Source organism: Pulveribacter sp. (assembly GCF_032079985.1).
GTDB lineage: Bacteria > Pseudomonadota > Gammaproteobacteria > Burkholderiales > Burkholderiaceae_C > Melaminivora.
Genome location: NZ_DAMATK010000003.1, coordinates 22396 through 36677, shown reverse-complemented (window position 1 = coordinate 36677; position 14282 = coordinate 22396). Strand labels below are relative to the sequence as shown.

The window sequence follows — 14282 nt, the reverse complement described above, 5'->3', positions numbered from 1 at the left end:
GCCCGCGCCTCAGGCGCCGTGCTTGTCCGCCTCGGACGTGAAGGCGTCGGCGTAGAACTCCTCGGGCGGCAGGCCGCGCTGGGCGCTGTAGCTGCTGCGCGCCGCGTCCACCACCACGGGGGCGCCGCAGGCATAGACCTGGTGGCCCGACAGGTCGGCAAAGTCCTCCAGCACCGCCTGGTGCACGAAGCCGGTGCGGCCGGTCCAGTCGTCCTCGGGCAGCGCGTCGGAGACCACGGGCACGTAGCTCAGCTGCGGCATCTCGGCCAGGCGCTCGCGCACCCAGGCGTCCATGTACAGATCGCGCGGACGGCGCCCGCCCCAGTACAGCACCGCCGGGCGCGTCAGCCCCTTGTGCTGCATGTGCTCGATCAGCGCCTTGATGGGCGCAAAGCCCGTGCCCGAGGCGACGAAGACCATGGGCTTGTCCGAGTCCTCGCGCAGGAAGAAGCTGCCGAACGGCCCTTCCACGCGCAGGATCTCCTTTTCCTTCATGGTGCCGAAGACGTGGTCGGTGAAGCGGCCGCCGGCCATGTGGCGGATGTGCAGCTCCACCGCCGGCGCGCCGGCCTGCTGGGTATGCGGCGCGCAGGCCATCGAGTAGGCACGCCGCGCACCGTCCTTGAGGATGAACTCGATGTACTGCCCGGCGTGGTAGCGGAAGGCATCGGCGGCGGGCAACTGCAGGCGCAGCTGCATCACATCGTGCGCCAGGGCTTTTAGCGCCGCCACGCGCACGGGCAGCTTGCGGATGGGGTAGCTGCTCTCGTCGGTCACCTGGCGCGACTCGATCACCACGTCCGTCTGCGCCTGGGCGCAGCAGGTGAGGATGAAGCCGGCGGCTTCTTCCGCTTCATTCAGGGCCTTTTGCTGGTGCGGGCCGTGGGTGACCGAGCCGCTCAGCTTTTTGCACTTGCACGAGCCGCAGGCGCCGTCCTTGCAGCCGTAGGGCAGGCCCACGCCGCTGGCGATGGCCGCCGACAGGATGCTCTGGCCCGCGGGCGCGGCGAAACTGCGGCCGCTGGGCTGCACGGTGATCTGGAAGGCGGATTCGTCGGCGGTCGTCATGGCGGGTCGCTATCCTTGGTCTTGTTCACTCGGAAACCCTCGATTTTGCCCTCCAACCTCCATCCCCTTGGCGCGCTGCCCGCGCGCTTTCGCCGCCAGCGTGTGCTGATCGTGGGCTGCGGCGACGTGGGCCTGCGCGTGGCGCGGGCCCTGGGCGCCGCGTCCGGCCAGGGCCGGCGCCAGGTGCTGGCGCTGACCTCCAGCCCCACGCGCACCGGCGCGCTGCGCGCGGCCGGCATCACGCCGCTGGTGGGCGACCTGGACCGGCCCGCCACGCTGGCCCGCCTGGCGGGCCTGGCCACGCGCGTGGTGCACTTGGCGCCTCCGCCCGGCAGCGCCACCCCAGCCTGGCTGGACCCGCGCAGCACGGCGCTGGCGCGCGCGCTGCGCCGCCGCACGCTGCCGCAATCGCTGGTGTATGCATCGACCAGCGGCGTGTACGGCGACTGCGCCGGCCAGTGGGTGGCCGAGACCCGCCCGCTGCGCCCGGCCACGGCACGCGCCCAGCGCCGGGTGAACGCCGAGCGGGCCATGCGCCACCTGGGCCGCGCCGGCGTGCGCGTGTCCATCCTGCGCGTGCCGGGCATCTACGCGCCCGACCGCGAAGGCGGCACGCCGCGCGAGCGGCTGCTGCGCGGCGCGCCCGTGCTGTGCGCCGAGGAGGACGTCTACACCAACCACATCCACGCCGACGACCTGGCGCGCGCCTGCGTGGCGGCGCTGTGGCGCGGGGCGGCGCAGCGCGCCTACCACGCCAGCGACGCCAGCGAGCTGAAGATGGGCGACTACTTCGACCTCGCGGCCGACCTGTACGGCCTGCCGCGCCCGCCGCGCGTGACGCGCGAGCAGGCCGGGCAGCTGCTCACGCCGCTGCAGCTGAGCTTCATGTCGGAGTCGCGCCGGCTGGTAACCGAGCGGCTGACGCGCGAACTGCGCCTGCGCCTGCGCTACCCCACGGTGCGCGAGGGGCTGGCGGGTTAGCTTAGGGGCGCTTTCAGCGCGGATAGATGTTGCCCTGCCGGTCGTAGCAGCGAAACACGTTGCACTGCATGTCGCGCGGCGGAGGCGGGGGCTTGTGTGCCGGTGGCGGCGGGCGGTGCGGCCTGGTGGGCACCACGACGACGGGCGAGGGGTAGTAGGCCGGCGCGGCCGCCTGGGCGCGGCTGCGCTCGCTGTCGGCGCGGGCGAACTCGGCGGGCGTCAGACAGGCCAGGTCGGTCTGGCGGCGGGCGGCGTCCAGGCGCGCCTGTTCGTCGTACATGCCGCGGCCACTGGCGGCCAGCTCCTTCTCTAGGCGCTGGCGCGCCTGCTGGCAGGCGGCGCTGCTGGCCGGGTCGGGCGGCGCGGCAGGGCGCGGCGCCGGCGCGGCGGCGGGCGGCGGGCGCAGCAGGGCCTCCTGCTGCTGGCGCTCGTGCTTGCGCGCCAGGGCCTCGGCGGCCTGCTCGCGCTCCTGCTCCACCTCCTCGGGCGTCTTCCTGGCCTCCACTTCGCGCACCGCTTCGCCGCGGCGGCATTCACCATCGGTGTAGGTGATCTTGCCGGTGGCCGGGTCGGTGCAGCGCATCACCTGGGCGGTGGCGGGGCCGGCCAGGCAGGCGGCCACGGCCAGGAGCAGGGCAAGGGGCAGGATTTTCATGGCGGGCCGAGGCGCGTGAACGGGGCAGCAGGTGAGCGTGTGTTCAGCGCTGGCCGTCGGCCGGGCGGAAGGTCGGGTTGCGCCGCTCGCGCTCCGCTTCGATCGCGTTGCGGCGGTTGCGCTCGAACTGCTCTCTGCGCGCGCGCACCACGTCCGGGTCGGGGTGACTGAGCAAGCGGTTTTCCTTCATGCGCTGGTCGAGGTCGCGGCGGCGGTCATCCGCGCGCCGCTCGGCATCCCGACGCCGGTCCATATCGCGGCGCTCGGCCTCGCGGCGGCGCTCCCAATCGCGGCGCTCGCGCTCGTTGCGCTGGATTTCGCGCTGGCGGTCGCGCTCGCGCGCCTCGCGCCACTGGTGCTCGCGCCAGGCCTCGGCACGCCAGCCGGGCGGCGGCGCGGTGTAGATCACGCCGGGCTGCTCGTACACCGTCACGGACGACGCGGCCGGGTAGTAGGCCGGGCCGCCATAGCCGCCGCTGTAGCCGCCGTCGTAGTAGGGGTCGCCAGGAATGGCCACGCAGCCGCTGGCCAGCACGGCGGCGCCCAGCGCCAGGCCCAGGCGGGCGATGTTGTTCTGTAGAAACTGCTGCATGTGGGGTACTCCTGGGGCCAAAGAGCCCGTCTCTGGCAGACGCGCCGCAGACCATTTTGGTTGACCCGCAGCAGCCGGCTTCGTCAGTCTTTGCCGTGACTTCACGATTGTTGGCAAATGTATCTACTGCCTTGCCGTGTAGGAGCTGCTATGAAAAAAAGAGCTGCCAGCGCTTGGCGTAGGCGGGTTGCAGCCCAAAAAGGCATTGAAACCCGCCCAGCCTTGGCGCTGGCAGCTACTGGTTTGATAGCGCCCGTGCCGGCCGCGGCGCTCAGTTGGCGAATGCGGCGATACCCGTCTGCGCGCGGCCCAGGATCAGCGCGTGCACGTCGTGCGTGCCCTCGTAGGTGTTGACGACCTCCAGGTTGACAAGGTGGCGGGCCACGCCGAACTCGTCGCTGATGCCGTTGCCGCCCATCATGTCGCGCGCCAGGCGGGCGATGTCCAGGGCCTTGCCGCAGTTGTTGCGCTTGATGAGCGAGGTGGCCTCGATCACGTTGTGGCCCTCGTCTTTGATGCGGCCCACGCGCAGCGCGGCCTGCAGACCCAGGGCGATCTCGGTCTGCATGTCGGCCAGCTTCTTTTGCACCAGCTGGTTGGCGGCCAGCGGCCGACCGAACTGCTGGCGGTCCAGCGTGTACTGGCGCGCGGTGTGCCAGCAGAACTCGGCCGCGCCCATGGCGCCCCAGGCGATGCCGAAGCGGGCGCTGTTCAGGCAGGTAAAGGGGCCCTTGAGGCCCTGCACCTCGGGGAAGGCGTTGTCCTCGGGCACGAAGACCTCGTCCATGACGATCTCGCCGGTGATGGAGGCGCGCAGGCCCACCTTGCCGTGGATGGCTGGCGCGGACAGGCCAGGCATGCCCTTGTCCAGGATGAAGCCGCGGATGGGGCCGACGGCGCCGCCTTCGCTGACCTCCTTGGCCCAGACCACGAACACGTCGGCCACGGGGCTGTTGGTGATCCACATCTTGGCGCCCGACAGCTTGTAGCCGCCCTCCACCTTGCGCGCACGGGTGGCCATGCTGCCGGGGTCGGAGCCGTGGTCGGGCTCGGTCAGGCCGAAGCAGCCGATGAACTCGCCGCTGGCGAGTTTCGGCAGGTACTTGCGCTTCTGCGCCTCGGTGCCGAACTCGTGGATCGGCACCATGACCAGCGAGGACTGTACGCTGGCCATGGAACGGTAGCCCGAGTCCACGCGCTCGATCTCGCGCGCCACCAGGCCGTAGCTGACGTAGTTCAGCCCGGCGCCGCCGTATTCCTGGGGAATGGTCGGGCCCAGCAGGCCCAGTTCGCCCATCTCGCGGAAGATGGCCAGGTCGGTCTTCTCGTGGCGGAACATGTCCAGTACGCGCGGCGCCAGGCGGTCCTGGCAATAGGCGGCGGCGGCATCGCGGATGGCGCGCTCGTCCTCGGTGAGCTGCTGGTCGAACTGCAGGGGGTCATCCCATTGGAAGCGGCTGGACATGGAAGAGGGTTCCTGTGGCTGGAAGAAGAAAGAAAAAAGCGGTGCGAAAGGCGCCCGCCGCATGAGCAAAAGACATGGTAGGTGGCCTTCATTTGAGTGACAAGCGACTTAATCGCATTCAGATATGAGGTTTGCGCATGCCTGCAGCACAATGGCGGGACGTACCGCAACGGCATTCTTTGGTCCATGCGCATTCCCTTGCCATCCACCCAGGCCCTGGCGTGCTTCGAAGCCGCCGCCCGGCACGAGAGCTACACCCGCGCCGCCCAGGAGCTGAACCTGACGCAAGGCGCTGTTTCGCGCCAGGTCATCGCGCTGGAGGGCCAGCTGGGCGTGCAGCTGTTTCGCCGCACCCGCCACGGCGTGGCGCTGACCGATGCCGGCCGCCAGTACGCCCGCCAGGTGACGCGCTGGCTGCTGGCGCTGCGCCAGGGCACGCTGGACGTGATGGCACTGTCCGGTGCGGGGGGTGGCATTTCTCTGGCGGCGGTGCCCACCTTCGCCACGCGCTGGCTGTTGCCGCGCCTGCCGCTGCTGGCACGCGAGTACCCGGACATCACCGTGCACGTCGACGTGCGCACGCGCCCGTTCCTGTTTGCCGACACCACCTACGACGCGGCGCTGCTGGCCGCGACCCCTGCGCAGATCGCCCAGTGGCCGGGGGTGCAGGCGCAATGGCTGCTGCACGAGGACATCGTGCCCGTGTGCAGCCCGGCCTTGCTGGGGCGCGCGGCGCGGCGCGGGATTGGCCGCGCCTGGCAGCCGGTCTCCCCGCAGGCCGTGGCGCAGCTGCCCCTTTTGCAGCAGAGCACCCGGCCACAGGGCTGGCAGGAGTGGTTCGAAGCGGCCGGAGTGCAGGCCCCGCATGCCCTGCAGGGGCCACGCTACGAGCTGTTTTCGATGCTGGCGGCGGCGGCCAGTCAGGGTCTGGGGGTGGCGCTCATCCCGCCGCTGCTCATCGAGGACGAACTCGCGCGCGGCGCGCTGGTGGTCGCCTGCGCTCGGCCGCTGCGCCAGGCGCGCGGCTACTACCTGGTATGGCCCGACCCAGCGCCGCACGGGGCGCTGGCACGGTTCGCCCAATGGCTGGCGCGTACGGCAGCCGGAAACGCCCCGATCCGCGCCTGAGGCCGAAGGCCGGAGCCACCAGCGATCCTGCAGTGCTGGCGCAAGCTTGAAGTGGTGACTTGGAAGAGCGTGGAAGCCAGGCACCGGCGGCAGCGCACAACCTTGTTTTGTCGTAGACAAATGCCAAGCCCCTAGGGGGGGGCGATGAGGTCAGGCGCATAAAAGCTCCTTTCCTGGCGGCGTCACCTTCTCCGGCCCGTTCTGCGTTCTCTCATCGGAGCTGGGTTTTATCGGAAGCGGTCAAGTCGGCAGACGACTGGCGCCCTTGGCAGGGCTTTCCTCTATTTATGTCTAGGACAAAAATGATTTTGTCCGCTACATTACGTTACTGCCAGCCCGTTCTGCCTTTCAGCGGTTCTCAGTGCGTCCATGAACGCCGCGGCCCGTGAAACCATCCTCATCGAAAAGATCCCAATGCATTTTTTTCTCCGTCTGCCTGTTGCCGCACGTCTGTACACGGCCTTCGGCATGATCCTGGCGCTGCTGATCGTGGTCACCGGCGTCGCGGTGGTCAAGGTCGACCGGATCGACCGAGCGCTGCGTGCCAACAACGACATCCATGTGCAGGTGCAGCGCTATGCCATCAACTTCCGTGGCTCCGCCCATGACCGTTCGATAGCCGTGCGCGACGTGGTGCTGGCCAGCACGGAAGCCGCGCGCGAGCGCGAGATTGCCCATATCGCCGCGCTGGCGATGTTCTATGCCAACTCCGCGGCGCCACTGGAAAAGCTCATCACGCGCCCAGGCGCGGATCCGGCCCTGGAGCAGATGTACGCGGCCATCCGTGCCATCGAGGCGCAGGCGGTCGCGAGCACCAACACGGTGATCGCCCAGGTGCGCGCCGGCGACGCGGCGGCCACGGCGACGCTGTGGAACCAGGCCAAGCCGCAGTACGAGCAGTGGCTGGCGGCCATCAACAAGCTGATCGATTTCAAGGAGGCACGCATCCAGCAGGTCAACCAGCAGGCCGCGCAAGAGGCGGGCAGCTTCCTGGAGGTCATGTTTGGCGCGCTGGCGGTGGCGCTGGTGCTCAGCGCGGTGCTGGCCTGGCGCGTGTCGCGCGGCATCGTGCGCCAGCTGGGCGCAGAGCCGCTGGAGCTGGCGGCGGTGGCGCGTGAGGTAGCGGCCGGCAACCTGCAGCCTGTGGCGCGCGCCGCGCATGCGGCGCCCGACAGCGTGCTGGCCTCGCTGGCGGCCATGCAGGCCAGCCTGGCGCATGTGGTGCGCCAGGTGCGCCAGGCCGCGAACGCCGTCGCAGCGGATGCGCAGGACATCGCCACCGGCAACGGCGGGTTGCTGGCGCGCACCGAGTCGCAGGCTGCCGAGCTGCAGCAGGCGGCCGCTTCGATGGAGGAGATGACCGCGTCGGTGCGGCACAACGCCGAGTCGGCGCAGCAGGCGGCGCGGCGCGCGGCCTCGGCCAGCGGCGCGGCGCACAGCGGCGGTGTGGTGGTCGCCCAGGTGGCGCGCACCATGGACGAGATCACCGCCAGCAGCCAGCAGATCGCCGACATCACCGGCGTGATCGACGCCATCGCATTCCAGACCAACATCCTGGCGCTGAACGCTGCCGTCGAGGCGGCGCGGGCGGGCGAGGCCGGCCGCGGCTTTGCCGTGGTGGCCAGCGAGGTACGGGCGCTGGCGCAGCGCAGCGCCCAGGCGGCGCGCCAGATCAAGGAGCTGATCGGCTCAAGCGCCACGCGCATCGAGCAAGGCGCGGGGCTGGTGCAGCAGGCGCGCAGCACCATGGACGACATCGTCGCGCAGGCCGAGGGCGTGGCCGGCCTGATCGCGCAGATCAGCGCCGCCACGGCCGAGCAGACCAAGGGCATTGGCCAGGTGGAGCAGGCCGTGTCCCAACTGGACCAGTCCACCCAGCAAAATGCGGCGCTGGTGGAGCAAAGTGCGGCCGCGGCGCAGGCCTTGCAGCAGCAGGCCGGCGTGCTGGAGTCGCAGGTGCGTTTGTTCCGGCTGGATCGCGATGACGAGCGCCTGCCGGTGCGCACCTCGCCGCCCGCTGCCGCCCCCGTCCTGCGTCTGGGTGGCGCCCTGCAAGGCGCCTGCTGACGCTCCTGAAACCATAGCTGCTTGCGCTTGGTGCATAAGCGCTGGAGGCCTTTTTTGCTCCAAACAATCACCCTCCCCGGGCGCTGGCTGTGCCCGATGCCCCCGCCAGGAGGGCCGGCGTGAGCCGCTCGGCCCTCGTATGGCTGCGTCGCGACCTGCGCTGTCACGACCACGCCGCGCTGCACGACGCGCTGCGCCGCTTCGAGCGGGTGCACTGCGTGTTCGTGTTCGACACCGACATCCTGGATGCCCTGCCCACGCGCTGCGACCGCCGCGTGGAGTTCATCCACGCCAGCGTGCTGGAGTTGCACGGCGCCCTGCGCGATCTGGCGGCGCGCCGCGGTGTCGCAGGGGGCGGCCTGCTGGTGCGGCACGGGCCGGCGCCGGCCAGCATCGTCGCGCTCGCGCGCAGCCTGGGCGTGCAGGAGGTGCTGGCCAGCCGCGACTACGAGCCCGCCGCGCGCCAGCGTGACCGCCGCGTGGCCGACACCCTGCAGGCGCACGGCATCGCCTTCAGCCTGCACAAGGACCAGGTGCTGATGGAGTGCGACGAGGTGCTCACTCAGCAGGGCGGGCCCTACAGCGTATTCACGCCCTACAAGCGGGCGTGGCTGCAGCGGCTCGACGCGGCCCAGCTGCAACCCTGGCCGGTCGACAGCCTGGCACACCGCCTGGCATCGCTGCCGGCGGGTGAGCGTGCGCCGCCCACGCTCGCCGAACTGGGATTTGCGCCCACCAACCTGGCCGCGCTGCCACTGCCCACGGGCATGGACGGTGCGCGGCGCATGCTGCAGGACTTCGCCGCGCGCATCGACGATTACGGCGAGGCGCGGGACTATCCCGCGCGCCGGGGCGTGTCCTACCTGTCGGTGCACCTGCGCTTCGGCACGCTGTCCATCCGCGAGGCGGCGGCGCTCGCGCACGCACGTGCGGCCGCGGGCAGCAAGGGTGCGGCGATGTGGCTGTCCGAACTGTGCTGGCGCGACTTCTATTTCATGATTCTGTGGCACCACCCGCGAGTAGCCACGCAGTCCTTCCGGCCCGAGTACGACGGCGTGCAGTGGGACGAAGCCCCCGACCTGTGGCAGGCTTGGTGCGAGGCGCGCACCGGCTATCCGCTGGTGGACGCCGCTCTGCGCCAGCTGCACCAGAGCGGCTACATGCACAACCGCCTGCGCATGGTGGTGGCCAGCTTTCTCACCAAGGACCTGGGGCTGGACTGGCGCCTGGGTGAGCGCCACTTCGCCCGGCATTTGAATGATTACGACCTGGCGGCCAACAACGGTGGCTGGCAGTGGGCGGCCTCCACCGGTTGCGACGCGCAACCGTGGTTCCGCATCTTCAACCCCGTCACGCAGTCACGCAGATTCGATCCCGAGGGACGCTTCATCCGCCGCTACCTGCCCGAGCTGGCCCGCGTGCCGGATGCGCACATCCACTTTCCAGCCGCCATGCCGGCAGCGGCGCTGCAGGCCTGCGGCGTGCGGCTGGGCGTGGACTATCCGCATCCCGTCGTCGACCACGCCCGCGCCCGCGAGCGCACGCTGATGCGCTTTCATTTCCTGAAGGCGCAGCAGGACGATTAAAGCCAGCCCAGCGCCGCCACGAACAGCGGCGTGAACACGGCGGTGGCCACGCCGTTCAGCCCCATGCCCAGGGCCGCGAAGGCACCGGCCGTAGGATGGATCTGCAGCTCGCGCGCCGTGCCGATGGCGTGCGCCGTAACCCCTGAGGCAAAGCCCCGAACGGCCGGATCGTGGGCCCCTAACAGCCGTGCCAGCGGTCCGGCCAGCACTGCGCCGGCGATGCCGGTCAACGCCACGCCCACGGCGGTGAGCGAGGGCAGGCCGCCGAGGCGCTCGGCCACGGGCAGGGCAATGGGCATGGTGGCGGATTTGGGAGCCAGCGACAGCAGCGTCTCATGCGAGGCGCCCAGCATCCAGGCCAGCCCCAGCGCCGAGGCGATGGCAGCCGTGCAGCCGGCCAGCAAACCGACCGCCAGGGGCCGCCACAGTGCGCGGATGCGCTGGCGCTGCGCAAACAGCGGCACGGCCAGGGCTACCGTGGCCGGGCCGATGCACAGGGTGAGCAGCTGCGTGCCGGCGCGGTAGGTCTCGTAGGAGGTGCCCGTGGCCAGCAGTACGGTAACCACCATCGCCACGCCGGTCAGCACCGGGATCAGCAACGGGTGCGATCCGCTGCGTCGGTACAGCAGTGTGGCCGCGGCGTAGGCGGCCAGTGTCAACACCAGCCATGGCACGGGTGAGCCGGCAAGGGTACTGGCGGCCAGCATCAACGCACCTCCGGCGAAGACGATCCGGCGTCACCCTGCGGCACTTCAGCCGTGGTGTGCAGCAGCCGGCGCATGGACCAGGCGGTCACGGTGAAGGTCACTCCCGCGCCCACGATGCCCGAGACGACGAAGGGGAGCCATTCGCGCTGCAGGTGATCGAAGTGCAGCATCACGCCCGCCACTGAAGGGATGAACAGCAGCATCATGTTTTGCAGCAGGCCGTCCGCAACGCGTTCCAGCGCCGCAGGCGTGCGGCCCAGCACCAGTAGACCGGTCAGCATCAGCAGCATGCCGGCCAGGGCACCGGGAAACGGCAGCCCCAGCCACTGCACCAGCAGGTCACCAAGCAGTTGAAGGGCAAAGAGGGCAGTCAGGGCATACAGCATGGAAGAAAACGGCGCGCGGCGGGGCTGGAGATCGGAAAAAGGCTCGCATCATGGCGCAGGACGCGCTCCCGCGCTGGCGTACGTGTAGGCGGCCGGCCATGCTGGAGCCGGGCAGTTAGCCCATTGCGCGCGCATGGCGGGCGCTCTACGCTGTACCCGGCTGGCGCGTCTGCAACCGCTGCCCCTTTTTTTGACGAGCGTGTTTACAAGGAGAAGTCCATGGCCACTGCACAACCCACCTATCACGCCCCTGTCTTTGAGCCCACCGTGGATGAGCTCGAAACCCTCAAGCAGTTGGAACTGCAGCCCGCCATGACGGTGCCGCAGGCCCTGCATCAGCACCTGTCGGGCCGTTTGCTGGAATGGGGCTACCTGCAGAGGACGCCGGAAGGCGGGTTCGCCATCACCGACAGAGGCCGCAAACTGGTTCAGCGCCGCTAAGAATGACACCTGCCGAGGGGCGGTGCTCACAGCCTGTCACGACATCGTCACGTGGCGCCGCCATCGTCCTACACGCAGGCTTTGAGGCAGCTTTTAAGGTTGCTGCATTCGTGACCGGATGGGTCCGGCAAGGAGTTTGAACGCAATGACGAATAAGACGATGGAAACCGCTGGGGCTCTTCTAATGCTGCAAGGTACGTAAAGGTCACAAGTCAGGACCCTTGATTCCATGCGCGGCCGGGACTGGCCATTGCGGTCAGTGATGGGCCGGCTCTTGTAGCCTGCCAGCGGGAGTTTCATCATTGCTTACTCACGCCTTCTGCCGCTCGTGCTTCGATTGCCGAAGCGCGCGTACGCGAAGTGCTGCAGCGCAACTGCCGACCATCAGCCCAGCCCCGCATTCCGAAAAGAGCCTGTTCGATGACGCACTCCACGCACCGCAGTCCCGGCGACCAGCCCGTGGAGCCGGACGTGCCCGGCAAACCGCCCGATCCGGCGGATGCCCCGCCCCGCTGGGACACTTTTTAAGTGAGGCGCCTCAGGTTGCCACTACCCGGTTTTTGCCGCTGCGTTTGGCCAGATACATGCCCTGATCAGCACGTCGGATGGCATCGCTTACATCGTCCTTGCCCAGCAACTGGGCTACTCCGGCACTGAAGGTGATGAGCATGCGTTCACCGTCCTTGAGAAAGTAGCGCGTAGTCAGTTCGCGCTGCAGCCGACGCATGACCTGCACTCCCTCATCCACCATGGTGTCCGGCAGGATGATGACGAACTCTTCGCCACCGTAGCGCGCCAGCTGGTCCTGGGGCCGCAGCCCCTGACGCGTGACCTCGGCCAGATGCACCAGTGCCTCGTCGCCGGCGGCATGGCCCAGACGATCGTTGATGGCCTTGAAGTCATCCACATCCAGCAGGGCGATGCACAGTGGCGTGTCTTGACGCTGCGCGCGTGCCACTTCGCGCTGCAGGGCTTCATCGAAGCCCTTGCGGTTGAGCGAGCCGGTCAGTGCGTCGTGCCGTGCCATGTTGCTGGCGCGGTCCAGTTCCTCACGCAGCTGATCGATCTCGTGGTGGCGCGCCTGGGCGCGCTCCCGCAGATCCTGCAGCTCCCCGCGGGCGATGCGGCTGCTGAGCGCCATGGCGCGGGTGGCGCTGATGACTTCCTCCAGCAGCGGCGCGATGTCCTGAAGCCGGGTGGCCTGGCTGATGCGCTCGGCGCACTGTTCCATCTGGTTGTGGTAGCTGCTGCTGGACTCGTCCATCTGCGCCAGGCGCTCAATGAAGGTGGCCAGCAGTTCGCGCATTTGCTCCTGCGCCTGCCGGGTGTGCAGCTTGGCTTCGGACTGTTTGAAGATGACGTCCTTCAGGCGCTGCTCGACCTCGTCGAGCCGGCGCAGGTTCAGGGGCGGTGCGGTGGCGGCGAGGAGCGCCTGCACCTGGCCGTGCAGCCAATCGTCATCCAGGCTCAGGGCAGCAATGTTCTCGAACAGCAGATGCAGCAGCGCCAACAGGCCGGTGCGCAGTGCGCCCTGCTCCTCGGCAGCAAAGGACAAGCGGTGGCCAAAGTCGGCCAGCATGCGCTCTGCGGCGGTAACCGGGGGCATCTCGCTGCGCAGCAGATCCACCACTTGCGCGGCCATGTCGCGCAGCCGAGTGTCTTCCTCGCCCAGGGCGGGCAGGGCGTTTTCCACCAGGCGAGCCACAGCCAGGGCCAGGCGCTGGGGTACGTGTGTCGACTCAGTTCCCGAAGGCGGTGGCGCGGCAGCGCCCACCGGTGTCAGCCCGAGGTTGGCATAGCCCACCATCACGCTTTGCAGTGTGGGCCAGCTTTGCTGGGCAACGGCCTGCTCCAGTTGGTTCAGCAAGCGCTTTTGGGCCGGCGTCTGACCAGGCATCACCCGCAGAATGGAGCGCAGCGCGACAGCCGGAAAGGCAGGAGGAGAGCTGCTACCCGCGATCTCCTCGTACAGCGCCTGATAGTTGTCCGGTGTCGGGCTCAGCCGGCGGGCGGCCAGCTGCTTGAGCGTCTCGCGCGCAACTTCCGAAGGGGTTTTAAAAGCGGCCATCTTTCAGGGCTGCGGTAACTGCAAACCCCGAAGTGTGACAGAGTGAACGAACGGTTCTGCAGCGCTAGTTGACGAGAACCAGCTTGCCCATCACCGAGCGCGAAGCCATGTGGGCAAACGCCGCTGGTAGCTGCGACAAGGGCATGGTGCGGTCGATGACCGGTTTGATCTTGCCCTGCCCGTACCAATGGGCCAGCTCTTCCATCATGGCGGCGTTGGCCTTGGGTTCGCGCTTGGCGAATTCGCCCCAGAAAACCCCCACGATGGACGCGCCCTTTAGCAGCGGCAGGTTGAAGGGCAGGGCGGGAATGGGGCCGGCTGCAAAGCCCACCACCAGGTAGCGGCCACGCCATGCAATGGAGCGGAAGGCGGCTTCGGACAGCTCGCCGCCCACAGGGTCGTAGATGACGTCGGGACCCTTGCCGCCGGTCAGGGCTTTCAGCGCCTCGCGCAGGTTTTCCTGGCTGTAGTCGATGACCGCGTCGGCACCTATCTTCACGCACAGATCGCATTTGTCCTTGGAGGATGCGGCGGCGATCACCTTGGCCCCCACGGTCTTGGCGATCTGTATGGCCGCCGTGCCGACCCCGCCCGCCGCGCCCAACACGAGCACGGTCTCGCCCGCCCGCAACTGGGCGCGGTCGACCAGGGCATGGTGAGAGGTGGCATAGGTCATGATGAAGGCGGCTGCATCGACATGCGAGAAGCCTTCGGGCAGCGGCATGCAATGCGCTGCCGGGGCCACGACGTGCGTGGCAAAGCCGCCCGTGCCGCTCAGGCAGGCCACGTTTTGGCCGGCACGCAAGTGGTTCACACCTTCGCCCACGGCGTGTACAACACCCGCCCATTCGGCCCCTGGCACGAAAGGCAGGGGCGGCTTGATCTGGTACTTGTTCTGCACCATCAACAGGTCGGGAAAGTTCAGGCTGGCGGCGCGGATCTCCACCAGCACTTCGCCGGGCTTGGGGGTCGGCGTGGGCAGCTCGGTCCAGGCCAAGGCCTCCACGCCCGTGGGTTCGCTGCAAAGCCATGCGTGCATGGACTGTCTCCTTTGCTTGGGTCTTTTTAAGGCTTCCCAGGGCCTGCGATCGCAGGATGAGGCGGTGATCATAGGAGGCGCCAGGCAGCCGTTCTTGTC

13 protein-coding genes are annotated in these 14282 nt (G+C 68.9%); 5 read left to right on the top strand and 8 right to left on the bottom strand.

From position 1 onward, the window contains the following. Positions 1–9: 9 nt before the first annotated feature. Entirely contained in the window at positions 10–1068 is a 1059-nt protein-coding gene (locus RT282_RS11330; protein ID WP_313314145.1) for a CDP-6-deoxy-delta-3,4-glucoseen reductase, read from the bottom strand. Positions 1069–1113: 45 nt separating this feature from the next. Here RT282_RS11330 and RT282_RS11325 point away from each other — a divergent pair, with 45 nt between their 5' ends. Further along, positions 1114–2049, top strand: coding sequence for an SDR family oxidoreductase (locus tag RT282_RS11325; RefSeq protein WP_313314144.1), 936 nt, complete (start codon positions 1114–1116; stop codon positions 2047–2049). A gap of 13 nt (positions 2050–2062) precedes the next feature. Here RT282_RS11325 and RT282_RS11320 read toward each other — a convergent pair whose 3' ends face one another. The 3 genes from RT282_RS11320 to RT282_RS11310 form a co-directional block, all read right to left on the bottom strand. Next, positions 2063–2704 (bottom strand): DUF4124 domain-containing protein, encoded by a 642-nt coding sequence (locus tag RT282_RS11320; protein WP_313314141.1) that lies wholly within the window; start codon positions 2702–2704, stop codon positions 2063–2065. Between the two features lie 43 nt (positions 2705–2747). Beyond that, on the bottom strand, positions 2748–3296 hold the full coding sequence (locus tag RT282_RS11315; protein ID WP_313314138.1) for a hypothetical protein: 549 nt from the start codon (positions 3294–3296) through the stop codon (positions 2748–2750). Between the two features lie 271 nt (positions 3297–3567). After that, on the bottom strand, positions 3568–4761 hold the full coding sequence (locus RT282_RS11310) for an acyl-CoA dehydrogenase (protein ID WP_312759205.1): 1194 nt from the start codon (positions 4759–4761) through the stop codon (positions 3568–3570). A gap of 186 nt (positions 4762–4947) precedes the next feature. On the opposite strand from RT282_RS11310, the gene RT282_RS11305 reads away from it, so the two are divergent. The 3 genes from RT282_RS11305 to RT282_RS11295 all read left to right on the top strand — a co-directional run bounded on the left by RT282_RS11305 (position 4948) and on the right by RT282_RS11295 (position 9542). After that, positions 4948–5889, top strand: a complete 942-nt coding sequence (locus RT282_RS11305) for a LysR family transcriptional regulator (RefSeq protein ID WP_313314134.1) — start codon at positions 4948–4950, stop codon at positions 5887–5889. Positions 5890–6303: 414 nt separating this feature from the next. Then, positions 6304–7956, top strand: coding sequence for a methyl-accepting chemotaxis protein (locus tag RT282_RS11300; protein ID WP_313314131.1), 1653 nt, complete (start codon positions 6304–6306; stop codon positions 7954–7956). A gap of 119 nt (positions 7957–8075) precedes the next feature. Beyond that, on the top strand, positions 8076–9542 hold the full coding sequence (locus RT282_RS11295) for a deoxyribodipyrimidine photo-lyase (protein WP_313314128.1): 1467 nt from the start codon (positions 8076–8078) through the stop codon (positions 9540–9542). Here the strand turns inward: RT282_RS11295 and RT282_RS11290 are convergent. Next, complete coding sequence (locus RT282_RS11290) at positions 9539–10249, bottom strand: LrgB family protein (RefSeq protein ID WP_313314125.1); 711 nt, start codon at positions 10247–10249, stop codon at positions 9539–9541. The two genes, RT282_RS11295 and RT282_RS11290, sit on opposite strands and share 4 nt — an antisense overlap. Continuing rightward, positions 10249–10635: a CidA/LrgA family protein gene (locus RT282_RS11285; RefSeq protein WP_313314123.1), complete on the bottom strand. Its 387-nt coding sequence runs from the start codon at positions 10633–10635 to the stop codon at positions 10249–10251. The genes RT282_RS11290 and RT282_RS11285 overlap by 1 nt, the downstream gene beginning before the upstream one ends. A 219-nt stretch (positions 10636–10854) precedes the next feature. Between RT282_RS11285 and RT282_RS11280 the strand changes: the two genes are divergently transcribed. Next, complete coding sequence (locus RT282_RS11280; RefSeq protein WP_313314120.1) at positions 10855–11076, top strand: hypothetical protein; 222 nt, start codon at positions 10855–10857, stop codon at positions 11074–11076. 538 nt (positions 11077–11614) lie between these two features. Here the strand turns inward: RT282_RS11280 and RT282_RS11275 are convergent. Beyond that, complete coding sequence (locus RT282_RS11275; protein ID WP_313314118.1) at positions 11615–13144, bottom strand: diguanylate cyclase; 1530 nt, start codon at positions 13142–13144, stop codon at positions 11615–11617. 64 nt (positions 13145–13208) lie between these two features. Beyond that, positions 13209–14183 (bottom strand): NADPH:quinone oxidoreductase family protein, encoded by a 975-nt coding sequence (locus tag RT282_RS11270; RefSeq protein WP_312759198.1) that lies wholly within the window; start codon positions 14181–14183, stop codon positions 13209–13211. Positions 14184–14282 lie beyond the last annotated feature (99 nt).

Coding starts and splice junctions, on each gene's coding strand:
- RT282_RS11320 (WP_313314141.1), bottom strand. CDS start 2,704: ATGAAAATCCTGCCCCTTGCCCTGCTCCTGGCCGTGGCCGCCTGCCTG.
- RT282_RS11315 (WP_313314138.1), bottom strand. CDS start 3,296: ATGCAGCAGTTTCTACAGAACAACATCGCCCGCCTGGGCCTGGCGCTG.
- RT282_RS11280 (WP_313314120.1), top strand. CDS start 10,855: ATGGCCACTGCACAACCCACCTATCACGCCCCTGTCTTTGAGCCCACC.
- RT282_RS11330 (WP_313314145.1), bottom strand. CDS start 1,068: ATGACGACCGCCGACGAATCCGCCTTCCAGATCACCGTGCAGCCCAGC.
- RT282_RS11275 (WP_313314118.1), bottom strand. CDS start 13,144: ATGGCCGCTTTTAAAACCCCTTCGGAAGTTGCGCGCGAGACGCTCAAG.
- RT282_RS11290 (WP_313314125.1), bottom strand. CDS start 10,249: ATGCTGGCCGCCAGTACCCTTGCCGGCTCACCCGTGCCATGGCTGGTG.
- RT282_RS11285 (WP_313314123.1), bottom strand. CDS start 10,635: ATGCTGTATGCCCTGACTGCCCTCTTTGCCCTTCAACTGCTTGGTGAC.
- RT282_RS11305 (WP_313314134.1), top strand. CDS start 4,948: ATGCGCATTCCCTTGCCATCCACCCAGGCCCTGGCGTGCTTCGAAGCC.
- RT282_RS11270 (WP_312759198.1), bottom strand. CDS start 14,183: ATGCACGCATGGCTTTGCAGCGAACCCACGGGCGTGGAGGCCTTGGCC.
- RT282_RS11300 (WP_313314131.1), top strand. CDS start 6,304: ATGCATTTTTTTCTCCGTCTGCCTGTTGCCGCACGTCTGTACACGGCC.
- RT282_RS11310 (WP_312759205.1), bottom strand. CDS start 4,761: ATGTCCAGCCGCTTCCAATGGGATGACCCCCTGCAGTTCGACCAGCAG.